The organism is Rubidibacter lacunae KORDI 51-2 (assembly GCF_000473895.1).
Lineage (GTDB): Bacteria > Cyanobacteriota > Cyanobacteriia > Cyanobacteriales > Rubidibacteraceae > Rubidibacter > Rubidibacter lacunae.
In genome coordinates this window covers 13636-36560 of record NZ_ASSJ01000035.1, presented here as the reverse complement: position 1 = coordinate 36560, position 22925 = coordinate 13636, and the positions used below count along the sequence as shown (strand labels likewise).

Annotated in this window: 22 protein-coding genes; 5 read left to right on the top strand and 17 right to left on the bottom strand. The window is 51.7% G+C overall.

Going from position 1 to position 22925, the window contains the following annotated elements:
• Window positions 1-29 precede the first annotated feature (29 nt).
• From KR51_RS05775 to KR51_RS05755, 5 genes are all read right to left on the bottom strand, one after another.
• On the bottom strand, window positions 30-1532 hold the full coding sequence (locus KR51_RS05775; RefSeq protein WP_232214540.1) for a HEAT repeat domain-containing protein: 1503 nt from the start codon (window positions 1530-1532) through the stop codon (window positions 30-32).
• A 319-nt stretch (window positions 1533-1851) separates the two neighbouring features.
• Window positions 1852-2103, bottom strand: coding sequence for a phycobilisome linker polypeptide (locus KR51_RS05770; protein WP_022605818.1), 252 nt, complete (start codon window positions 2101-2103; stop codon window positions 1852-1854).
• Window positions 2104-2426: 323 nt separating this feature from the next.
• Window positions 2427-2915: a phycocyanin subunit alpha gene (gene cpcA / locus KR51_RS05765; RefSeq protein ID WP_022605817.1), complete on the bottom strand. Its 489-nt coding sequence runs from the start codon at window positions 2913-2915 to the stop codon at window positions 2427-2429.
• Between the two features lie 86 nt (window positions 2916-3001).
• The gene (locus tag KR51_RS05760; protein WP_022605815.1) at window positions 3002-3520 is read right to left on the bottom strand and encodes a phycocyanin subunit beta; all 519 of its coding nucleotides are present in this window, start codon (window positions 3518-3520) and stop codon (window positions 3002-3004) included.
• Between the two features lie 1353 nt (window positions 3521-4873).
• Window positions 4874-5947 carry a hypothetical protein gene (locus KR51_RS05755; protein WP_198016707.1) on the bottom strand — a complete coding sequence of 358 codons (1074 nt, stop codon included), beginning with the start codon at window positions 5945-5947 and terminating at the stop codon, window positions 4874-4876.
• Window positions 5948-6498: 551 nt separating this feature from the next.
• On the opposite strand from KR51_RS05755, the gene KR51_RS05750 reads away from it, so the two are divergent.
• Window positions 6499-7332: a DUF3598 family protein gene (locus tag KR51_RS05750; protein WP_022605809.1), complete on the top strand. Its 834-nt coding sequence runs from the start codon at window positions 6499-6501 to the stop codon at window positions 7330-7332.
• On the opposite strand, the gene KR51_RS17325 is transcribed toward KR51_RS05750, so the two are convergent.
• The 3 genes from KR51_RS17325 to KR51_RS20115 all read right to left on the bottom strand — a co-directional run bounded on the left by KR51_RS17325 (window position 7329) and on the right by KR51_RS20115 (window position 8835).
• On the bottom strand, window positions 7329-7934 hold the full coding sequence (locus tag KR51_RS17325; protein WP_022605807.1) for a chromophore lyase CpcT/CpeT: 606 nt from the start codon (window positions 7932-7934) through the stop codon (window positions 7329-7331). The two genes, KR51_RS05750 and KR51_RS17325, sit on opposite strands and share 4 nt — an antisense overlap.
• A gap of 4 nt (window positions 7935-7938) precedes the next feature.
• Complete coding sequence (locus KR51_RS05740) at window positions 7939-8376, bottom strand: DUF2656 family protein (RefSeq protein WP_022605806.1); 438 nt, start codon at window positions 8374-8376, stop codon at window positions 7939-7941.
• A 321-nt stretch (window positions 8377-8697) separates the two neighbouring features.
• Entirely contained in the window at window positions 8698-8835 is a 138-nt protein-coding gene (locus tag KR51_RS20115) for a hypothetical protein (protein WP_198016706.1), read from the bottom strand.
• A 1000-nt stretch (window positions 8836-9835) separates the two neighbouring features.
• On the opposite strand from KR51_RS20115, the gene KR51_RS05735 reads away from it, so the two are divergent.
• A complete protein-coding gene (locus KR51_RS05735; RefSeq protein ID WP_022605804.1) occupies window positions 9836-10693 on the top strand; it encodes a HEAT repeat domain-containing protein in 858 nt (285 codons plus the stop codon).
• A gap of 173 nt (window positions 10694-10866) precedes the next feature.
• Here KR51_RS05735 and KR51_RS05730 read toward each other — a convergent pair whose 3' ends face one another.
• From KR51_RS05730 to KR51_RS05705, 6 genes are all read right to left on the bottom strand, one after another.
• Entirely contained in the window at window positions 10867-11238 is a 372-nt protein-coding gene (locus KR51_RS05730) for an orange carotenoid protein N-terminal domain-containing protein (RefSeq protein ID WP_051358087.1), read from the bottom strand.
• A 205-nt stretch (window positions 11239-11443) separates the two neighbouring features.
• Window positions 11444-12343 carry an SDR family oxidoreductase gene (locus KR51_RS05725; protein WP_022605802.1) on the bottom strand — a complete coding sequence of 300 codons (900 nt, stop codon included), beginning with the start codon at window positions 12341-12343 and terminating at the stop codon, window positions 11444-11446.
• An 835-nt stretch (window positions 12344-13178) separates the two neighbouring features.
• Entirely contained in the window at window positions 13179-13787 is a 609-nt protein-coding gene (locus KR51_RS05720; protein WP_022605800.1) for a HEAT repeat domain-containing protein, read from the bottom strand.
• Between the two features lie 41 nt (window positions 13788-13828).
• The gene (locus KR51_RS05715) at window positions 13829-15118 is read right to left on the bottom strand and encodes a HEAT repeat domain-containing protein (protein WP_022605799.1); all 1290 of its coding nucleotides are present in this window, start codon (window positions 15116-15118) and stop codon (window positions 13829-13831) included.
• Between the two features lie 228 nt (window positions 15119-15346).
• The gene (locus tag KR51_RS05710; RefSeq protein WP_022605797.1) at window positions 15347-15841 is read right to left on the bottom strand and encodes a globin family protein; all 495 of its coding nucleotides are present in this window, start codon (window positions 15839-15841) and stop codon (window positions 15347-15349) included.
• Window positions 15842-15917: 76 nt separating this feature from the next.
• Window positions 15918-16472 carry a globin family protein gene (locus tag KR51_RS05705; protein ID WP_022605795.1) on the bottom strand — a complete coding sequence of 185 codons (555 nt, stop codon included), beginning with the start codon at window positions 16470-16472 and terminating at the stop codon, window positions 15918-15920.
• A 1336-nt stretch (window positions 16473-17808) separates the two neighbouring features.
• On the opposite strand from KR51_RS05705, the gene KR51_RS05700 reads away from it, so the two are divergent.
• Together KR51_RS05700 and KR51_RS05695 are read left to right on the top strand one after the other, a co-directional pair.
• Complete coding sequence (locus KR51_RS05700) at window positions 17809-18090, top strand: hypothetical protein (RefSeq protein WP_022605794.1); 282 nt, start codon at window positions 17809-17811, stop codon at window positions 18088-18090.
• Between the two features lie 106 nt (window positions 18091-18196).
• Entirely contained in the window at window positions 18197-18811 is a 615-nt protein-coding gene (locus KR51_RS05695; RefSeq protein WP_022605792.1) for a globin family protein, read from the top strand.
• Window positions 18812-18919: 108 nt separating this feature from the next.
• Here KR51_RS05695 and KR51_RS05690 read toward each other — a convergent pair whose 3' ends face one another.
• From KR51_RS05690 to KR51_RS05680, 3 genes are all read right to left on the bottom strand, one after another.
• Window positions 18920-19666, bottom strand: a complete 747-nt coding sequence (locus KR51_RS05690; RefSeq protein ID WP_022605791.1) for a phycoerythrobilin:ferredoxin oxidoreductase — start codon at window positions 19664-19666, stop codon at window positions 18920-18922.
• Window positions 19663-20397, bottom strand: coding sequence for a 15,16-dihydrobiliverdin:ferredoxin oxidoreductase (locus KR51_RS05685; RefSeq protein ID WP_022605790.1), 735 nt, complete (start codon window positions 20395-20397; stop codon window positions 19663-19665). The genes KR51_RS05690 and KR51_RS05685 overlap by 4 nt, the downstream gene beginning before the upstream one ends.
• Before the next feature lie 472 nt (window positions 20398-20869).
• Complete coding sequence (locus tag KR51_RS05680) at window positions 20870-21436, bottom strand: phycobiliprotein lyase (RefSeq protein ID WP_232214539.1); 567 nt, start codon at window positions 21434-21436, stop codon at window positions 20870-20872.
• Between the two features lie 321 nt (window positions 21437-21757).
• Between KR51_RS05680 and KR51_RS05675 the strand changes: the two genes are divergently transcribed.
• Window positions 21758-22606, top strand: coding sequence for a pentapeptide repeat-containing protein (locus KR51_RS05675; RefSeq protein ID WP_022605788.1), 849 nt, complete (start codon window positions 21758-21760; stop codon window positions 22604-22606).
• Window positions 22607-22925: the final 319 nt, after the last annotated feature.

Here is a 22925-nt window from a genome sequence, read left to right as displayed (position 1 = left end):
AATCATCCTTGCAAGTTTATGGAAATTATCTACAAAATTGCTGCTAAAGCGCGTGCGATTCTGGTTTGAACCACCAGATCTATCTCAGAATTGGCGGCCGTCTGCAAAACAAACATGGACTCGGTGCTCCCGATTTCTTCTAGGGATACTGCAGCACTGTACCGTAGCGCCCAATCTTCAGGCATCCGCAATGCCCAGTCGAGCTTTTTCAAAGCTAGCTGACTTGCCTTGGATCCAGGAGCTTGGCGTCCTATTCTGCCTAGACCCAAGGCTGCTACCCGACGAACATTCCCCTGACAGTGATTTGCGATTTCGACCCCAACAACATCTTGCAAAAGCTCCAGTGCTCTCGGGTCGCCAATACGGGCAATTGCCTGAATTAAACAAGCCTGGTATCCATGATCGTTGCTTGACTCATAGGCTTCGATTAAGGGTTTAACTGTAGCAGGGGCAAGTTCCACCAATCCATCAATTGCAGCTGCTCTTACTTTAGGATGCTTTGATCTCAGTGCTGCGATCAAAGCTGCCACCGGACTTACTGACTCATCTTGAGTCCCACCCGTTTCATCCTGCTGAGCGATGACTAAAGCTTCGAGACTTCTCATTTCTCGTATAGATTCCTCTGACACCTCTAGACGAGTACTAGCATCAAGAGCGTTTCTTGTAGAAGATTCTAATTCAATCAGTAAACCATCTATTGAGTCAAACAAAAAGTCAGACTCTTTCTGGCGTTGAACCTCGGCGATCGCCTCGTTTTGCAAAAGCCTTTCCAGGATTCGCTTGAGATTCAGTAACTTAATACTATTCGGAACGAATGCCTTGATTAAAGCTGGAGCAACTTCCAACAATCCCAGCCCTCCAAGGTCGAATGTAGCAGCCCAGCGCAGGAAATGGTTTTCGTGTTCGAGTGTCTGTAAGAGCTTCTGAAGATAAGTTGACTCCCGCGTAAGGGCATACAGATAGCGAGCTGCCGCGCACTGCACGCGCTCCGAGGGATGGCTGTAAAACTTCTCGACCTGGAGTCGTGCCTCCCAGACTTCGAAAGTAGCCAATGCTTCCAGCAAGGCTTCAGCTGCAATTTCCCCTTCCAAGTCGAAAAGTGCCAGAAGCCCAGGGATGGCTGCGCGATCTTCAATAGTAGCTAAAGCATGAATGGCTGCCTCTTGAAGCCTGAGATCCGGGCATTCTAAAACTTCAATCAAAGCAGGAACTGCCAAGGAGTTTTTCAATAAGCCTAGAGAACGGGCTGCTTGACGACGAAGGGGGTAACCACCTAAAGCAGTCCGGTCTCGCTCGTCCTTGAGGGCTTCGCAAAGAGCCTCACAGGCATCTTGAACTCGATGCTTACCCAACCACCAGGCAGCATAGTAGCGAATCCCATCGTCCTCGCTGCTCAAGGCAGCAATTGCAGTCTCTGCAGAACATATTGGCTGCGGGGGGCGAACAACAATTTCTTCCGTCATTATCTTCTCTGAGAACTTCTTAAGTAATGATGTTAGTGCCCAGGCAATTCTAAGTGCAATTTCACCCAAATCCGTTGGGTCTCAAACGAGATTTAAAGACCTTTAGAGACTTCAGTTCGATCATATCTATGTCAATAATGCAACACGGCATTCGAAAACCTAGAGAGCTTGCCCCACAATGAGTCTGACCTCAATAGCATAGGTCGTACCCACACGGACAAAGTCGAGCTTAGCTCGACTTTGACTCATTCATTTAGATCTCAAGGATTTGAGAGGCTTCGCTTGAGAACTTCTCCAAGATGGAAAAAGTCCAGCTTAATGCCTTGTCGTGGATATGTTTTGTACCCAGGAACGCGAGTACGCTCCTGGAACAATGTTTCCAGCTACTCTATTCGCCGTGATTGTTGTTAGCATCACTCGTAAGAGGTGCAATACTAGCGATTTTCCCGCCCGCGCGAATAATATGCTGCACTTCTTCGCTCATGCGCTTGTAAGGTACGGCGATGAAAATACTGCCGCTCTTGCGGATGGGAGCGTTGGGGCCCATTTGGCCGCTCTTACTCATGCCCTGTACTTCAATTCGGTACATGCGCGCGCCAGTTGTTTCTGATGTTCTGCTTAACGCTGATTGCCCGTTCATTTCTGTGCTCCTAAACACTAATGCATTGACCTAACAACTGCTCCGTTTAGACCTAAAGAAAGCGACTGCCTTTTCCATCAAGCACTTGAATTTGCTTAGTAGGCGGGCAATCCTCTAAATATCGGAGCATGCCTATGCCAGATGCATATGGCAAACTTTTCACTACAACGCAGTCTCTGTTGGAGTTATTGCAATTTCTATCGAGCGCATCTCAATTAATCCTCGTGCATCCAAGCCAATCGAAAGCCAATGCCCAGAAAGAGCCTACAAACGCTAGCCTTAGCCATCATTCGCTCGGTCTTCCCGGGCATGCGCAAACGCGATTAGCTCAGGGCATTAACCGCGTAGTCGATGTAGGTGTTAGCCTCAGTTGCCGCTTGACCGCTCAAACCGTGATTGAGTTTGATATACTTGAGCGCTTCGATGTACCAGCTCGGGGACAGCTCGAACGAGCGGTTCATCTCGTCCAGACCTGCAACCAGATACTCGTCCATCGGGCCAGTGCCACCAGCAATCAAGCAGTAGGTCACCATGCGTAGGTAGTGACTGATGTCGCGCGTGCACTTGTCCTTGCCGCGCTGGTCGGAAGCATACTGGGAACCCTGCATCTGAACAGTGTACGGGAACTTCTGGTACACTGCGTTCGCCGCGCCGCTAATCAGAGCGCTGGACTTCTGAGTCAGGGTACGGGCAGCCTGCATACCTGCAGCAGCGCGCTCGTAACGGCCATTTGCTGCTTGCAGCTCGGTGGTGCTCAGAAAGCGACCTTGGTTGTCAGCAGCAGAGATGGCTTCCGTAATCGGGGTTTTCATTCTCTTCGTCTCATCCTAAAAGTGCAGTTGCCCGAAGGGCAGACGGTATCTTGAGGCGATACCAGTGGTCTCGGTGGTTGGGTTTTCTACGCAACCGCAGCAGAAGCGCGATCGAAGTAGCTGGACAGCTCGGAAACAATTTGGCTGCAGTCACCCTGAGTGATCCCGCTCGGATCGTTGACGAGACGAATAGCAGCGTCCTTCATTTTTTGGACGCCGACTGCGACAGAGGAACCAGGGGTACCCAGCGCTTGGTAGGTCTCGCGCAGCCCGTTGAGGCAGCGATCTTCCAGAACGCTCGCGTCGCCAGCCAGCAGGGCGTAGGTGACGTAACGCAGGATGATTTCCATATCGCGCAGGCAAGCTGACATGCGACGGTTGGTGTAAGCGTTGCCACCCGGTTGCACCAGTTGGGGCTGGTCGGCAAAAAGCTCGCGAGCAGCATCAGTCACGATTTTCGACGAATTGCTGGTCACGCGGTTGACGGCGTCGTGACGCTTGTTGCTCTCCTTCACCATTGCTTCCAGAGCGTCGAGCTGGCTGTCGCTGAGAAACTCGCCGCGAGCATCGGCCTGGGAAACTACTCGGGTAAATGCGTCAAACATTGACTCGAAACTCCTAATAGGTAACTAGCGGAACATTCGGTACGCGCCCGCAGGCAAACTGCTCGCACAGCGCGCTAAGCAAACAAACCTCCTCAGCAAGTGCTCTCTTCATTTCCCTCGCCTCCACTCAGCGCGATCGCCGAAAGAATTCTGAGGAGAGCAACATGAACCCTGAGAAAAGGGACATAGCCCCCCTAAATGCGGGACTAATGCCAGCCTTCATGTTGGTTTGTAAACCCCCATGGGAATCTTTATACACCTATACACCGTTCCCGCGAGCAATAGTGTTACGAACTGCAACGGTCGCCATTCAAGCAAACCTACGGTGGAAGCCTGCAGGTTGCCGAACATCGCCAAGCTAGTGTTGGCGGGGCGTACAGACCCGGGCAGTAAGCAAGTTAATCTTCATTGCCACCGCTATTGTCTAGCTGCCATCGAACTACACACAACGGCCTCTAGATCGACCAAGGCTTCAACTTCTGTAACCTTCCAATACAATTCCCCAGGCAACCTTCCGATCCGGTTGCAAGGCTAAATAGGGTTTGCTGAAAAAGTCCACAAAACGAATTTAGGAGGCAGAGAGCTTATGGAATCTGGCTTTTACCATCTAGCCCCAGCTTTTTGCCTCGGATTCTCGGCCCAAGTGCAAGGGTTTTGAGGCTCTGGTGCCTATAACCTTGCACTTCTCTGGCATAGAAAACGCTGAGATCCTTTTATTGCAGGGATTCCAGCCTTTTTCGGCAAGCCCTAAATATCTTAGCTTGCAGCCCCCGACATTGATTAACAACCCAGCTTAGCTCTATGAAGGTAAGACTCCTTCAGGACGTTCCTTTATCCGGGGAATGGGTTAGTAGTTCTTGCTCTGTCTCACACCACGTTTCACAAGGTGTACTACCGAGAAGTAATGACTATTTGTTGCGGGTATCCTGCACGTCTTGTATGTGCATCGAATCCGTGATAGTCAACTGCGTCGTCACCACCGATGATCGCTGGCAACCGGTGAGGCGTTGCGCAGCCATCAGCACCGAATTCACCACCGCCCTAGGGATAAAACCGGCAAAAAGCCACTTCTGAATCAGCTTTGATAGGAAAATAGTATTGCCTCACTATGGGGATCGGAGGTGGCTGGAAAAGAGTTTCAGCAGCCATCCAACTACTCCGGGGATAATTTACTCTGGAGACAATGGGGGCGCTCCACAGCAACGCTCCGACTCATCATCAACCGGGGCTGGCAATATTCGTACCCAGGTTCGCCATGAATTGCTTTCCAAACAACCTCTGAGCCAACTTGGACTAAAGTGGCTGAAGCCCTTATGCCCCCCGTAGACTTATACTCTTCCTAGTTCCAAGGGTTCAGGACTCATAAGATCCTTTAACTCTGCATCCTACACCTCCCCACTCTTGAAGACTTTTCCTTGCAGCTTCTCTCGGGCTGAAAATTACCTTCCTGACAACCTTCCACTCTCTTGTCATTAAAGCCTCAAATTCCTCTTCTTGTTCTTTTGGCCCGCCATTTGTAATGAAGTATTTAAACCCATTTTTGCTTTCAACAAACTCACCGTTAAAAAAATTATAGACTCTACCACTTTCCAAATTCTTGCGCTTTATCTCGATGCCTGCTGCTTTTAAATCCTTGGCTGCTTCCTCTTCAAGCTCGTATTGTAATTTTAGCTTGGCTGCCATTGTCTCTGTAGTCAGACATGGAACTAGTTCCGCCATTTCCACTGCTGCTCTAAATGCCTCGCTACTGTCATTTAATACAACAGTCCCATTGCCAATAAAAAGCATCCCCATATCTAAATGGAATTTCCCTGGCTGCTCTACACAGATGACTTGCTCGATACTGTCCAGTCCAAAATCCTCGCATATAAGTTGCCTTACACCATCCTCGTCAAGCCGGTAGATATGAGCTGTTGCCCCGATTGCGTCCTTGCCAACTATAGCTACTGACTTTCCCGTTGCGTCCTCTCCCGCTATTGCATTTCCGCCTTCTATATATGCTCTGATATGACCTACTACTTTTCCCTTTGCTCGTTCCACTCGCTCCCGTATCGCTGCCATCCTGGATGCATTTACTCTTACCCCTAAGAGGATCCAAGAACGGTCCTCTTGCAATGCCTTTTCTAGGGTCTCTTGGGGGATCATTCCCTGCCATCGATGCTTTCTCCCTGCGGTCATCGCCCACTCAAGCAGTCCTTCATCAAAGTGGTTTGGCACAGCCACTCGCCCATTCTTGAGGTACTCAACACTGTCCTCTGCCCATTTAGATACAAGCTCCTGACTTTCTAATACCGTAGAGTCGAGGGTCTCGTAATCTTGTTGTGCTAGCTCTCGTTCGACATCTTCTCGGCTTTTGGTATCGGTCAGAATTTCAAGTCTTAGTCCGAGTTCTCCAGCCGTTCTTACAAAAAATCTTAAGTGATCCAATTCCGCCTTGGCTGAACTATCTCTTTGTCCGCGCGAGTAATTTATATGTAAAACCCGCGTCCGGCCACTCGGTGTCTTCTTCTGTGGAAGCGATCCCCCTGTGTCCGTGCTCGGGAGCGCTCCTCGGATTCTTCCCTCAATTGACTCGATTGCTTTCGTATTCTTTCTGGCTTCTCCTTGCATACTTCTTAGTGTTTCATGTAACAGATGCAGCGATCGCTCCTCAGATTTGCCAACTTCATAGACACTTTGCTTTTCTTCCTCATCTTTACGAACGCACATTCTGACTAGATCGCACCAGCTCTATGTTGTCTAGATTACCACTTGATATGTGCATTATGGAATTCTATTCGAACGTCATAGAGTGGTAGGAGAAGTTCGAGACTATTGAGAGTTCATTGCGGTATGTGTTTGGCCTTCCCAAAACACGAGTACTCTTCGAGCCAAAACTCAAGTCCACATTTCCCCCTCAGTTGAACTGCTATAACAGAAGTGCTAGAGAATGTGAATGCTAACTTGGTAGTTACTGCACAGGAGATAAACGTTGCTCCATGGCATCACAATGGGATAGTTTGCGCCAAAATTTGGGGGAGTGGCAGGGGTCTTTTACCGTGCTATCGCCAACTGGGGAGATTCGCAGTAACACACCCAGCGTCCTCACCTTGGAAGAACTGACCGATCGCAACGCAGTCCACTTCGTTTTGCGGCGCTGGCCGGAAGGGCAGCCGACAAGCGAAATTGTGATGGAATTTACGCCTCCCGGCCCGGGCCCGGACGTGTTGTTTTTCGATAGCGGTTCATTTTCGCAAGGTCCGGCTCAATGGCTGCCCGATCGGTTGTTTGGTTGTGAGTTGGGTTTTACAACCCGCGATCGCCGCTTGCGTTTAGTTGCGATCTTCGAGCGCGGCATCTTCAACCGCATCACAGTTATCCGCGAACGACGAGCGGGATCGGATGCGGCAGAGCGTCCGGCTTTGACAGCCGCCGACCTTGTAGGCACCTGGCAGGGGATAGGCGTGCGACTGTTCCCCGATTTGCGATCGCCTCAGAACTTTGAAAACACCTTGCAGGTCAAGTCGAGTGGTACGAACAAACTGGAGTTTTGGCCCGATCGAGCAATTTTGGATACGGACGAACCGCAACCTGCGCAAGCGATCGGGCCCCAGCGGATTTGCTCCATCGACATGGGACGCAACTGGCAACTTCTCCCCGATGGCGGATTTCTGGGCTACCCCCAAAAGTTGCAATCCGGACAAGCCTTCGCCATTGAGGCTGGCTGGCACTTATCTCCCGATTGCCGAGAACGTTTAGTTCGTCGCTATGGAGAGCGCGGCGAATGGATCGATCTGAGCTGGATTCGAGAAACGCGAACTGCCGCTTGCTAACTCTTAACAGGCTTGTAGCGATAGGGACCGGAAACCGGTCCGGCAACTTGCCGGCCGGAAGCATCGTACCAACGCTCCCACACGTTCAGTTCGGTAGTAGAGAGTTCTGCTGCAATCGTCAAGCGCGCCGCGCCGCGATATTGATGGGCACAACCGCCTGCAGGCGTGCCGCCAGCAAAGCGATCGCCCAACCACTGAAAAAATAAACTGCATTCGTAAGGACCGAGATCCTCTGGCATCAGACTTCTGGCTCCGTCACGACTACAGAAACTTGCCCACCGAGATTCATCAGCCAGGGTGTAAAAGGCTACTTCAAGCTGCCGGTCATTGGCGGCGGGACGTACCTGCATAATTCGACGACGGGCAAACTGGACGGTAGGAGTGTTAGCAGTCTGCTCGGCATAGATATAGCGGGTATCAGCATCGGCAGTAGTGCAGTTAACAAGGTCGAGCGCACAATTCTCGTAGCGCACGAGGGCAAAGTCTGGATCGGCAGCGGCTTGCTCCGAACTGTCAAAACACCCAATTAACAGTTCGCTCAGAGCGATTACGTCCGCACCAGTTACATCACCGCTGGCTACAATCGAAGTTTGATTTCGCATGGCATCATTGCACGATTGCTTGAAAAACGTCTGTCTCTGGCCGACCGGAAATTAAACGCTCCCAACCAATCGTCTCTAAAAAAGCCGAAGCGTCTTCGGTTTCGACAACATCGACTCCCCAGTCCCCTTGTTGTAGGGCATTGACATCAGCTGAGGTGGCAGACGTCGTTTTAACTCCACCCAGAGTTAGTACGGCATAGGTGAGTTCCCGATCTAACTTTTGACGTCGGTAATTTGCTAAAGCTGTTGCCAAAAAAGTGGCAAGTTCCTGCGGGGAGTCTACGGCAAGCACCTCGCAACGCCAATGGGGATGGTCGATTACCCGAACTTGCCAGGTATTTGAGGCTGTAGCAAACGCTGCGGCAAACTCCTCTGCTGATAAGGGTGGGGCCTGCTCGTCAGAAATGCTGTAGTTGTGAGATAAGAGCATTCGAATAGTCATAAATGATGCGCTTTCGTGGTGTGTGTGTTCGGGAGAGTGTAATACGAGCTAAGGTGCCATAATTGTGCCGGATAGATGCAACCAGTCGTTGTGAAGAAGTACAAAACTTACTAATCCGCGTCATCACGGTCGGGTATTGCCCAAAGAAGTGTTAATGCGGTCATGGGAGACATTCATTTAGCTCGCTGCCATGCATTTTTTCTTCTGAGACTTTACCAGATCTCACAAACCCGAACGCACCAGCCAAGGTAACCAGCGCCTTAAGTGCGTTCCATGCAACCACACCTGCGTCGCAACCGTGGGCTCCCTCTACTCCCGATGCTAGGTCACCCAGAAAAAGTCGCGGGCATCCAGAAGACTCATGTCAAAGGCACCAGTCTGCGCGTTAGCGACCTCGTCAGTCAGCGAGCAGATGGCACTGCCGTCAGCCTCACGCTCGCACCAGCCCTTAAGCGGCACTCTTCCATAACCAGAAAGTTCTAGACGTCGCTTGCGAGCAAGTGACTGTCGACGAGATATGGTCCTTCGTCAAACAAAGTAGTAGTAATGCAGCCCTAAGACAGCGAGTGCGGAAAAAGTTCAATTGGAATGACGCTTGCCAAAGAGCGCTGAATCGATGTTAAGCAAGTGGGAGGGTTAGCATGCCGAAGAGTTGCGGGAGGAGCTGGTGGCGAACACGGCAAGCCAAACTGATTGTGCGTGCTGGCGCACCGATGGGTGGCGAGTGAACGAGAGCGTGCCGACCCCAGAGCAGCAGCACATTGTCGGGAAGGAGAACACGTAGCGACTGGAAAGAACCAACTGAATTACAAGACAGCAAACAGGTCGGTGACACCCCTCCAGAACAAGTTTGCAAGGTGGGGGGAGATAAAAGTAATAATGCGGTTGGCGTCGACTAGTTCAACTGGGTCGGGCTGCACAGTATATTGGGGAGCACGTCTGCCCAGCTAGCTAGACTGACGGACCGAGCCAGGACCTGGCAGGACATCGCATCCTATCCTACACTTCTCGAATTCACAACCCACGGCGGAACTTGGCACCCCTCGAAAATTTACATGCCTTAAAAACTCATAGGGATATTTGCTCTATTTAGAAATGATGCAAAGGATTCCTGCATTCAAGCAAGAAAGCCGCACGCAATTTTTACAGCGATGCTTCAGTCTCAGTTCCCAACGTTCGTGATTGCTGAGTGTTGACTTACATGATGATTGGAGAGAGCAAGCCTTGCAACATGAGAGTGGTAGCGAGATCTACTCTTGAGGAGGCATCGAACTAGCTATTCATTATGAGATACCAGGCGATCGCTTAGATCGATGGACAAAAGACAACCTCGGATGTACGATCTTCAGGAATGAGGTTTGGTAAAGTTTCAGACTTTCACGAGTTCGGGTTACTTCTAAACGGGAAATCTTTTACCCTCTCGGCGATTCTGGTGAAACATTAGGAATTCAGCAAACAAATGCAGCAAGTTGAAGCAGACAAACTATTGCTGAGCATACAACAGCAGTTAAATGACAATACTTTCGACCGTAGCGATCGCGATCTGATCGAGCGGGCAATTGAAGGGATGGGCGATCCGCGAGGCATGGTTCGGCTGAATTTTGCGCAAGCCCTCGAACGCGTAGGCAGGGCAGCAACCCCGCAGTTGCTTGAAGCATTGCGGAATCATGACGATCCGGTCGTTCGTCGCGCGAGTGCAAAAACTTTAACACTCCTCGCCGATCCGGAGGCAGTTCCGGTACTAATCGATGCGTTCTTAACTGATGAGGATCGAGTTGTACGCAGTTCGGCAGTAGGTGCTCTCGCCGAGACAGGTGAAGTGTCCGCACCGCCTTTACTCGAAATCCTAGCGGACCCGGCCCAGTCTGAGACGGCGAAGGGTCATGCAGCTTGGGCGTTGGCCTTTATGGGAAGAAAAATTGCTGACTTGCTTTACAAAGCATTCGAATCTGACGTCGAGGAGGTTCGTATTGCTGCAATCGGAGCAATTGCAACACTCGTCCGAGAACAGAAAGACGAAAAGGCCTTTCAACTCTTGTGCTCGTCTCTGACTGATGACTTAGTCAACATTCGTATTGAAGCAGCGGCTCTTCTCGGTCAAGTTGAGGACCGGCGTGGAGTGCCGGGTTTGGTAGACAGCCTGCGCGACTCGGATGGGGGAGTTCGAAAAGCTGCTGCTATGTCTTTGATGAAACTGGGCGCGGATGAAACCTTGAGCGAATTGCGAGCCGTTCGCGATCGCGAGCTCGATGAGTCTATTCAGCGTGTTCTGGCACTTGCCGTCCGGCAACTCGAGCAGAAACAAACTGCTGAATAAGAACCGTGCAACTGCATGCTAGGGAAGGGCGTTTCTTGGACAGTCAAGGAAAAGCCATCTCCCCAACCGTATTTCAGTTATCTTTCTACTGGAGAGGGGAATAGTGTTTGCCAACCCCCTCCCCGCGGCTTGAACTTACCAAGAACAAGTGGTTCCAGCACTCTAAAAACGTGCTAGACAAGTAATGGATCCATACCCATCTTGCCGATAACCAAGCGCAGCACGGCAATTTGCTGTCCAAACTCCAGAGCCACGATCTTGTCGAACACGGCACTAGCACGAGCCGAGAGCTGGTAATCCAGAGGCATGGAAACGACATCTTCAGAGCGCATCCACTCTGACAGCTGATACCAAAATGCCAGCTTGTTGTTACTAGAAAGTGCCCCGTAGGCGCGAGTGATGGGGTTGTTAACCTTCCCAACTAGATCGCGCATGACCTTCAACTGAGCTTCATTTGAAAGACTGGCAACCTCATAGATCGGGTCGCCAGCTAGCTGAATCCGCAGCGTTGCATCAGGCGCAGCTGAGGTAACCAATCCACCCATGTTTTCGTACAAAGACTATAAAAGTCCTAGCTGGTCGTCAACCGGCAAGTTACCAAAACTTTCTACGGCTTTGGCAACAGCGCCGAAACCGGTATAGGCAATGCTTTTTTCAGTGGCAAGAGTCATGAGTTTTGTTCTCGTAGAGATTGCTGAGATTGGAGAAAGTTCGATTAGAAAAAAAGCAGGACAAATCTTACTCGTTTCCCTAAGTTCCGAACGCAAAGAGTCGAGGTTGCGTTAGCTGATAGCCTGCGGCTTTGAGCTTTTGATTGCTCACCCGCAAGCTCTTGCGCTGCGGGCTAGGCTGCGATGGATCCCATTTAGCAGGGGGAAGACCGTATTGGCGACAAACACCACTCACCTGCTCTTCGATCGTGAGCTGGCTGTCGTCAACCAGATTGTAAGTGCCCTCAAGCTCATTTAATCGGGCAAATTCGATCGCTCCAACAATGTCATCAAGATGTATCCAATTAATGACGCGATCCCCTTTACCTGGCAGGGTCATGCCAACCATTCCGCCAAAAAAACCGATGGGCTCTCGGCCGGGCCCATAAATTCCACCCAGGCGAAGAATGCACGCCTTCCGATTACCATCGGCTGCTTGGGACACGATTTGTTCGGTTTGGTGCAGAACCCGACCGCGACGGTCTGCAGGTGCAACGGGGGAATTCTCATCGACCCAGCTGCCTTGGCGATCGCCATAAACGGAGCAGCTACTAAGATAAATCAGTTGCTTCACTGTGGGAGCATACTCCAAAGCCTCCAGCAAGTTCCGAGCGGTCTCCAGGTAAGTGGCAGCGTAGGTCGCTTCATCCACAACCTGATATCCCGTAGGCGCAACACTGACGACCACCGTGTCTTGCCCCTCTACCAAGGATCGGACCTTACTGACATCATCCCCCTTCACGACAAGGACTCGAGACATGCTCTCGGATAAGGACGCGACCCGATCTTGTCGGGTAGTCGTTCCCGTCACCGAATGGCCTCGGGCTTGCCAGTAACTTGCCAATGCACTACCGACATAACCGCACCCGAGAATTGCTAAATTTCCTTTGGTCCGGCGGCGCTGGACCTGCTGTCGCAAACGCTCCCGTAACTGAGCCATGTCTAGCTCAGGAGTGTCCCGACCAGAAGAGTGTTTCCGATCCACAGAGTTGTACATTCAAGCCATGAACCTCTAAGTGTTAAACAAGCGATCGCTAGCAAGCCAGAATGAAACGACTGCGTTGCATGAATCGAAACAGCCCAGATGGGATCCCCCACTGTCAGGCGTCGCTTTCCACGAGCCGCTCAGAAATTTTAAGTTTTGTAAGCCTTCTTGTTCCTAACTTATCGCCGCCATTGATGCGAAGGCAGGGAGGATAACCGTATGAGTAAAAATACTTTTCAGGAATGATATTCTATCCTTCAGGACATCGAATCGCTCGCCCAGCTGCGATGGTGTATTGCCCTTATCCCTGCCCAAGAATCTTATCCGACTGCAAGGTTTCGGGGTTTCGGCGCGGTCGCACAGGAGCTTAATTATCGTGGCAGTTCAGTGACGCGACTCAAGATTCGTAAGCAGCCGCCAGTTCAGTTAGACTGGACTATTCACGAAGTTTTTGGCGCAGCCTCAAAACCTTGCTATGACTAGGCTCCAATCTGCGTGTATAGAAAGCACTGTCATTGAGCAAAAAAGCCTGCAAGCCTTGCACGGCAAAAGGTTTAGGGTCTCCGCATAAGAGTTCGTGAATAATCCGGGCTAGGGCAGCTCCCTTAGTCCAGTGATTGTCTCTAGGAGGGAGGTGGTCTCAATCCGAATGACGATTTATATTCAAAAAAGTCCGCCGCATCTGGATGGCGATCGGTCGCGAGGAAGATTGGCAGGCCCTCACATACTTGAGGCAACTCTACCCAGAGTGCCGTATGTGCTTCATCCAATCTCGCTTTTCAAACAATCTCTAACTGCTAAATTTGCCTTCTGCCATATTCGTTCGAGACAACGCACTGGTCGCAATCTCGCGTAGGTACGGATCGATCGCTTCGTTATGCGCGAGCTCGGTTAGGACTTCAGATGTTCTCGGGTTCGCGATCGAGCCGAGCGTATTGGCAATGGAGACGGCAAGTGCTATGTTTGCGGTCGATTGTAGGGTATCGATCAAGATCTCTAGCGCCGGCGTACCAACTTGACCCAGCGCCATAACGGATGTCAGTTGGACGACCGGACTCGGATCGCTCATAGCCTTTTTCAGACTGTCGAGAACTGGCTGTGGGAAAGGCTCGTCTGGATGCCACGTGGCAATTTGCGCCAGTGCCTTCGCGCAACTCGCTTGCACGGTTGCGTTTTTGCCGTTTGTAAGTCCGTCGATCAAAGGCGCAATGGCAGGCTGACCGATCGCTCCGAGGGCCTTGACTGATGCCCGCCGATAAACCACGTCATCTTCACCGAGATTTTCCATTAGACGCGGGATGATAGTCGCGTCATCGAGATCGGCAATTTGACAGATTGCTCGCTCTCGCAGGTTAGGGTTTTTATGCTTGAGCTGCTGGAAAAGAGTGTCAACAGACATGGAGAGACGACCTTGTAGATAGATTGTCAATGGAGCAAACGTCAATCGAGCCGCGGCTGCGATCGCGTTATCGCCCTGGCTTTCTCGCGAACCAGCCAGTCTTCATCATCAATTGCAGCGATGCAGGCCTGTGTCTCACCTAAGCGATCTAGAGACATCAGAACTGCATATTTCAAGTCCCAAATGTTAGTGTCCAGGCAGCGTTTCAGCTCAGGAATAGCACGCCGATCGCCGAACTCACCTAAAGCAATAGCAGCTGCCGCCCGGGATTTTCGAAACTGTGGCATGGGGTTATGTAGCGACGCGAGGGCTAGCTCGTAGCCAGGGGTATATCGCAGCCAGCCGAGGAGTTTGATGACGTGATAGTGAGCGCCGTAGTCGTTACTCGCACCATTAGTGTATGTAGCTAGTAGTGCCTCCCCAGCTACATCGGCATGAGCTTCGAGTAGGGTCTTTCCAGCTAGATAACACCGTCCGAAATCAGTTTGATAGAGTTCGCCGATCGCAAACTCTACACTCGGCGGGAAGTCGTACTCGTGAACCAAAGTCAGCTCATCCGGCCGATCGCGAATTGCGAGATCGAGCGCGGGTTGGACATCGTGGAAGGTTAGGTCTGCCTGCAAGATTCCAGCTTCTGCCAAAAACCGAATTCCCCTCAAACGGAAAACGACTGAAACCGGGCAACGGGCAATATCTGGGATAGCAGCGTAATATCCTGCATCAATCAAATCTTGAATTGATAGCCGGCGGGCATTTACATTGGGGTGTTGCAGGAAGGCTACGACACCCCCAATCGTGGAAAAATCGCCCGTGAAGCGGCAAACTGCCGAAATAGCGGCGCTGGCAGTTGGTTCGTCATCAGCATCGACGAATTGGCGGATGCGATTGAGTGCTGGGTTGTAATTCAACTTAGCTAGCACGTGGACGATCGCCCGGTGCAGCTGGCCGGGTTTTTCGAGCAGGCACGCGATCTCTTCGAGAATATCAGCATCTTCAGTGCCGATTTCTCCAATCGCCCATACAGCATTTTCAACTGTATAGACATCATTCTCGCCCAAGCACGCGCGGATAGCAGGTAATGCTCGTACGGCACGCAACCGCCCCAGCGACTCAATCGCTTTGCGACGCACGATGCGATTATCTAATGTAGTGTCAGTACTCTTGACAGTTTTAATCAGCGCATCAATCGCACGCTCTGTTGGGAAATTGACTAAGTGAGCGGCGGCAATGTAGCGTGAATCCTCTTCACCGACTTGCTCCTGAGGCGTTTCCAGCAACGCAATGGCTTCTTCTTCAGTCAGTCCGAAGAGATTGGAAAAGCGTTTGTCCATGCGTCGAAGGTTCTAGTTGGGCAAGGGGGCGCAATGGGCGAGACAGTCGAGCTCGATCGTCGCGAACGGCTCGAATCTAGGTCCGGTACATACTAAGTTGACATTGAAAAAACTTGGGGATTCCAAGTAACATCCAGCCGAGAAAAAGCCGGAAGTCTAGCTTGAAATCCCCAAAGCTAGGACTGCTTAGACACTAAATGAGTGCAAAACAGCTAAGCTTGCGTCGGACTACGAAAGAGAGTTGATAACGTAGTCGAGCAGCGCGCGGAACTCGGTCAGTGCCTGAGGCGACATGTCGCGAGGCGAGCAAGCGCGATCGCGGGTGTGGCGCATGGCTTCAACGTAGGGAGCGGTCGGCAGGTTCAGCGTGCGGTACACTTCACGAGCGCCGGCAATACCCCACTCGTCGAGCGGGCCCGTGCCGCCGACAACCAAGCAATAGTTGATCAAGCGCAGGTAGTGCTTGACATCGCGCAGGCACTTCGCCTTGAAGGTGTCCGAGGAATTAGCTTCACCCGGGTTGTTCAGGTACGGATACTTCTTGATGCAAGCATCGTAGCCTTCTTGGGCAACGGCATCGAGGCCGTTAGCCAGCTTCTCAGCTGCTTCCAGACGTGCAGCAGCACGCTGAAGGCTACCTTGGACGGACTCCAGATCGGAGGAGCTGGGGAAACGGCCTGCTGCGTCAGCAGACGTGACAATTGTGGTGACAACCGATTTCATCGCTTTTATTCTCTCCAGTTTGATTCGATTGAGCGTTGATTGTTCGCAATTGGTTGGTTACGACGGTCGGTCGCGATTAGCTGAGTGCAGCAACCACGCGATCGAAGTAGCCAGCTGCTTCTCCCGCCAGAGCCGAGCAGTCACCTTGAGCGGTTTCCATTTTGCGGAAGCGGCTACCACCACGACCTTCGGAGTTGCCATTGGTGATGTGAGCGGTGGAAGATGCCTTCATGATTTGAACGGCACGGACGGTGGACTGCGTGGGAACGCCCAAAGCAATGTAGGTTTCCTTAAGGCCGTTCAGGCAGCGATCGTCGAGCACGGAAGCATCGCCAGCGAGGAGCGCGTAAGCAACGTAGCGCAGGACAATCTCGCCATCGCGCAGGCAAGCTGCCATGCGACGGGTGGGGTAGCAGTTACCACCTGCTTGGACGAGCCCGGTGTTCTCGCAGATCATGCCGGATACAGCATCGGAAACAATGCAGCTTGCATTGCTAACGATGGCATTAACAGCATCCAGGCGCTTGTTGCCTTCAGCCACGAACTGCTTCAGGGAAGCCAGCTCTCCACCGCCGATGGGGGACGTTTTGGTGTCGGAGGAAACAACCGCGCGAGAGAATGCATCAAGCATTTCTAAGGTCTCCTAATTTGGTTGAAAAACAATGAGTTGTGATTTGAGGACCATCGACGGATCGATCGACAGCAGCCTCTAGCTTTGCAGGGGGATTACAAGCATCCGATCTCGTGCCCAACCTAGGGCTAAGAGCGCACTTCAGAATCGTGTTGGTGACTTGCCACTCATCAAGTTCCGCTTGAGGTCGGGGTGGAGCTTGGAGTCCCCACACCGATCTCCAACTAGCTGTTCCAAGTATCCGAACAGCTAAGTCTTCGAAGTGCCCTCCACCTTTTCTCCACTAAGGGATCAAGGTTCTCAAGACCAGACATGTAAACCATCTGCTCTTGCTTAAGTATCAAAGTAAAGGAACGAGGGTCGCGATCTGCCGGTTAATGAAGACAAGGCAATATTTCGTTACATGGCTTGCGCCAAGAACGAGCCGCATCGGAGGGAGGGACTGCTATCAGTTGGCGGGTCGAGGTGGAGCGGACGAGTTCCGATCGCCTTGTCAATATGACGCTAAGCCCACCGAGATGCCCCCTGGGGGCGCATTAAGGATTTTCTCCTCGGACCCACTGCTCTTGTCGGTTGCCAGTCCCCGATGAACTGACTGTTCGTCGAAGCTGTCCTTTGACGCTACCAGGCTGGCTTTCCCTGGCGCGACTTACCCGAGCGCTTCGGTGACTTTCGCTTATTCCTGACGCGCTAAAGCCTCTGGAACCGCTAAGGCGTCTGGGAGCAGGTCCTGATTGCCCTTGCTACTGATGCTGGCAACGAATGCCGAGATTGATGCTGCCAACGTGCGCGCTCACTAGCTCAGTGCCGGGGCGTCTTCAAATAGGGATGATGGCGACGCAGCCATCGGGCACAGCCAAGGTGAATAGAGAACGATAATTCACTCTCGCTGAAATGCACTGTGGAATCCGACCGGCTTTCATCTCAGCGCCTGCTAGAGACCTGACTTAATAGGAACTGACTTTCTTGGCCAAGTCTGCAACAATCGCATAGCAAAGGTTTCAAGCCTTGTAGCGATTCCCAACAAGTTGAGGCTCTCGAGATCGCACAACGTGAGAATGAGGCTTTCGAGTGCCCCGAGGACCTGCCGATTTTACCCGCCAAAAAGTTATCGGGAAAAGTCTGGGTTCGAGAAGAGGGCGCGCAATTTCCTAGGAGCTGTTCACCTTGCGGTTTAAGTCATCTGGCTAAACTACTGACATGCCCTTGAGCGGAGGTACAGATGCGTATATTGGTAAAATATCCCAAGCCATTCGCTCCAGCGAGCATGAGAGCGTTTTGAGCTAAGACTTCACTTAGGCATCAAATTCTGAGCCCAAGGGCTCCCCAAACGATCATGAGCACTCCATCTAGTTCTGGTAGTTCGTCAAAGGCGACACCAGATTCAACTCCGGCCAGCCAGCCTGCAGCATCAGCAGCAGAAGTTGCTGAGGTGCTTGCCGAGTTCGCACAGTACCGTCAGCGTATTGTTGACGAGACGGTTGAGATTGCCAAAAAGCTTAAGCTGTCTAAGAAAGACACGATGGCTCGTCTCGAGCAGCATCCAGAGCTGGCTCGCATTGATGGCATCGTGAGCGACCTACAACAGCGCGTAAGCGCTGCCAATGACAGCGACTAAACCGAGTGCCGAACTCGCTCGACCCAGCTTTTGCCAATGGTCTGGATAGAGGAGATTGTGTGCCCCCTATTCTTGACTGCTTTCCACAAAGACTTCTCCACACCTGATGAGTGCAGTACCACCCTTGAGCGATCGCGCTAAACAGCTCATTCCCAAGGCTCGCATTGTTAGCTTTGCCCGCTGGGAAGGAGACTTGCCTCCTGAGGCGATCGCGCGACTGCAAGCAGCAGATGATGCAGGTCGCTTTCTCGACGATGACGACCTGGAAGCCATTTTCGATCTGTCTCAAGGAGCGAACTGGCAAAACCTCGAGCGCCAGTCGCTCCTGCTAGCAGGCCGCTTGCGAGATACTGCTGCCGAGATCGTTGCCGAAGCACGGGAGCAGGTGCTTGAGTCTTTCCCCGGCATTACCGAGCCCGGTGGTGGTCTTCACCCTAAATTTCGTGCAGACGCCTGCTGGCGAGACTTCTGGCACTTCCTGCGATGCATAACTTACGGCACAGTTGGCGATCGCGATGATTACCTCAGCCAAGACGGACTGCACCATATGAACCTGTTGTACTGCGAGTTGCGCGTCCCACTGCCTGCGATGATCTTTGGGATACAAATGCTGCAGCAATCGGCAACCGACCGATGCTCGACCGAGTACGAGCAGTCGAGCTTGACGCGCTGTGCTCGCCCCCTCCGTGAAGCACTTCTGGCCTTCAAAGAAGGTCTATAGGAGACGCTCGCGTTCGGCCAGCTTTAAATTGAAATTGACGGGTCAAAGGAGAAGTTCTCTGCCCCTTCTCTGCTCAGTGGCTACTCGCAGCTAGCTACAGCTAGCTTGTCACGGGGTTTGAACTGCAAGCTTGCGCTCGAGATCGAAAAGGAATCCATGAATGTACTCTTCGGTCCATTCAGGTCCATAAAAGCGCTGAAACATTCCGCGCGCGGGGTCCTTGGCGGCTCGATAACGCAAGTAACGCAATTGGGCTTCCCGGACCTCAGACAAGCAATCCTCGAGCACGGGTTTGGCAGCCTTCACGAACTTCAAGTATGCCTGAAGGTAATCTTTAAACGCAGCAAAAACATGAGTTTTGACAACGTCATCCTCCTTGGGACGCGTCCATAAAAACGCATCCGAGAAAAAGGGTTGAGCTTCTTCCGGGAAGTCCCCACCCCAAGGCAAATTGACTTGATGTTTCTGAAATAGTTCCCAGATCGGAGATGTGTAGCGCTCTTTATAAGCTGGATCGTCGCGAAACAGCGGCTGCATATCCAAAGCAATCAGGTGCCCGCCTGGTAAGGTTACGAGATCTGCACCAAAGAAGGGGAGGTCGTAATGCAACTCCGGGAAAATAACGAAATTCAAAACCTGAAGCTGCTTCCCACCTCGAACGTGAGCGGCCCGAATCTGACGAAGCTTCGGAGCCCGGTAGGCATAACTAGTCGTTACAACTTCCTGAGCTTTTTTTGCACTCCCCGTCATCGCACTCTTATGTTCGAAGCCTGCCGGAATCGGGTAAGGCCCCAAATCGAGGGAACGGTTGAGTTCGTCGATCGCGTACTCTAAGAAAGGTTGATATAGAGTCATGGGTGCTTGACTCCAGCTGATACTGGCTTAGCGCGATCGAACAGAAACTCGTAGAGGAAGCGCTCTGCCCATTCGTGACCGAAGTAGCTGCTGAATAGCCCGTGGGCTGGGTCGCGATCGGCACTGTACTGATCGTAGTCGTGATGGGCTTGGTCGATCCGCTCGATATCCCTTGGATCGGTAAAAGGAACTGCAGCATCGAGCATTTCCCAATACAGATTCAAATAGTCCTGGTATGCGGGAAAAACTCGCTGCTCGACTGTCTCGTAATCGGTTTTTGCAAAGATAAGATACTTTGAAAAATACTGGTTGGCATCATAAAATTTCATGCCCAGATCTTGAGCCAGATCTCGATAGCGATCGTAGATCGGTCGCATGGGCTCGATATAACGCTGCTGGTAGTCTATGTCACGAAAGAGGGGTTGAAAGTCAACAACAACTAGAAACTTGCGGTTATTGAAAGAGAGTAAGTCGATTCCCAACAGCGGCAAATCGAAAGAAACCCTTGGGTAAATGACGCTATTAAAAATCTGTGCGGACTCGCCCGCATCAATATAAGTATAACGAATCTTACGGAGCCGAGAACTCTCGTAACACCAGCTTTGAATGGTTGCTGGATTCTTACCTCGCTCGGAAACTTGCCGAGCTAGGGTTGTCGGAATAGGCGTTTCTTTAAGCTCAAACCGACCGAACAAACTATCTTCTAAATACTTCTGAAAAGGCTTGTACATGGCAGGTCTTGAACTGAAATCCCATACTATCCATACTTAGGATAGGTTTTTATTCTACCTTTCACTTAGCTTTGCACGACAAAGCAACAATACTTAACGGGGTGCTGGTATAGGCTTTGGGGTGGACGGCTGCGCTTGTCGAAATTGTCTCGCCAGAGCGCTGGTAAGAGTCGGGCTGATAGATTGCCAGCGTGTAGGTTCTCAGTGCCTCCAGGATAAATCCAGGGCTACTAAAAACAAATAGACTTAGTTTAGCCTGCGTTCCCCCTAACGGCTCGCGTACCGAGCCCGGATTCGAAGCCTCTCCCGAGCAAAGCGCGTGCTGCGTAGGCGAAAACAACCCAACATTTTCCCAAGAAGCAGATGCTGATTGTAGATGTTGTTTCCAAATTGCGATACGACACCCCTCTGTTCGCGATGCTGTGAATATTTTTGTCCGTTCCTCCCCAGGACGTTTAGGTGTTTAAGAACCTCACTTGCCACCAGCACGTTGGCGGTTGCGCTCGATCGCTTGCATTAACTCGTCTTCACTAGTACACCGAAACTCAGAGCAGTACGTCATCAGGTTTACGCCTCCAGCCGTGCGTACCGTGCTAACGCGAACCCGGAAATCGTCGGTAATAAACCAGCAGCGTTCTTGACCGCGGTTGCAATCGTAGTCCGTATCGATTGTTACCACGCCGTCTTCGGCAAACCAATAATGACTCACGACTGGAATGCTTTCGACATAGCCCCGATCGCGAATAAGCTTGCCGCGCTGTGGATCGGATTCATTGGGAATGTCAACCAAGATCGCGGCATTACTTTCATCGTCAGACCAATCCATGAGATTTGCTCGCCAGCTGAAACTAGCACCCCCAACCGCAACGGCCGGATTCACGTCTTGCTGGTGGCAGATCTTGCTGACGCTTGGATCGTCGGCGTCAACAACGCGGACGATCAAGTTGGACTCGCCTGACTCGTCATCACTGCAGTCAAAATGATGGACTGAGCGTTGGGTATACCAGGTACCCTGGCTCTTACGAAAAAAGTTCATCATTGTCATTGGGGGGGTGAGGCGCATGTAGAGAAAACCTTTGGCAAAGGCTAGGCCTTATAAATTACAAATACAGGAGTTGTATCGCTTCTTCAAATGCAATGCTGCCCGCTCAAACCTCAGGGCAAATTGCAGGCATAAGGATACCATGATGCAGCCGGCTCAGCACAACTGTTGCCTGCCCGCACTGATACGAGGATTGCATATGCTTCCGACCGCGGCACGATTGCCAAGCCTTGCTTTAACATTTTGTTACAGGCTCCGGGAGGCTGTAAGGGGCGATGATACGCTGATGGACTAAAGCGTTCTTTACCTCCAATTGCCGTGTCCGATCTTGCAACTCCGCTTCCCAAAAAGTTGCTCGACGCACTGAAATCGGGACGCGCGACTCTTGAAAAAGATGCTTTAGCATCCAATTCAAACCGCGCTGATTTATATCAAGCCGATCTCAACGGCGTCCAGCTTCAAAAGTCCGACTTTTCGCGCGCTCTATTCACAAATGCAAGGTTGCAGGGTACTGACTTGAGCGGAAGCAACCTCAGCGGTGCCGATCTGCGGGGTGCGGATCTGAGAAAAGCTAATCTGAGCCATGCCAACCTACAAGGTGCATACCTGACGCGATCGGATCTACGCGGGGCAGACTTTACTAACGCCAATCTCGATGATGCGAAGTTCCAGACAGCACTTTATGACGAGCTGACGCGCTGGCCGGAGGGCTTTGCTTACAAGACCAGCGGGGCGATCGGTCCGGGCGCTCAATTAAGTGGAGCTTATCTGCACACGGTACATCTCAGAGGGATAAACCTAGAAGGAGCCAAACTTATTGGTGCTTATCTGAGCGGGGCGGACCTGACGGGAGCCAACCTACGCAATGTTTCGTTTAGTGGAGCGGATTTGCGCAAAGCGGTCTTGACCGGGGCCTGTTTGCGTAACGCTCGCCTTAACAGTACGCAGCTCGATCGCGCTGATTTTCGCGCAACCGATCTGACTGACGCGCAATTCGAGCACGTTCAAAGCCTTGCCGGCGCAGACTTCTATCGAGCGCATGGTCTCAGCCTAACCGCGCGCTTAACCCTGCTTAACCGATCGGCGGACGAACTTGACGTCTGGAACGGCAAAACGCGGCGAACGACTCGCACCAGCCTTGAAGCTGACGCTGGCTCGACTCTGTGATGCCGTCACTGGAAAGACTTCCCAGCTGGGAGCGAACTAGTCTTCAAGCAAGGTACATGGTGAGATGGGCGCGATCGCCTTTTGCGAGCGTCCATAGAGCACCCGAACAAGTTACGGATTTTAGGCAACGGTAGGATTCAACGAACGATCGCAATAAGTAATGAATTCTTAATCTCAGGCAAGGCCATAGGTACTGCCTCGGGTCCCCTTTGGGCAAAGGTTTCAGCCTCATGCCCGCACCTCGTCAAGAGTTCATTCACTCGAGAAGGTATCACTTTGTAACAGATCTTGAATCACCTTCAGCTTGGTGGCCGCTTCA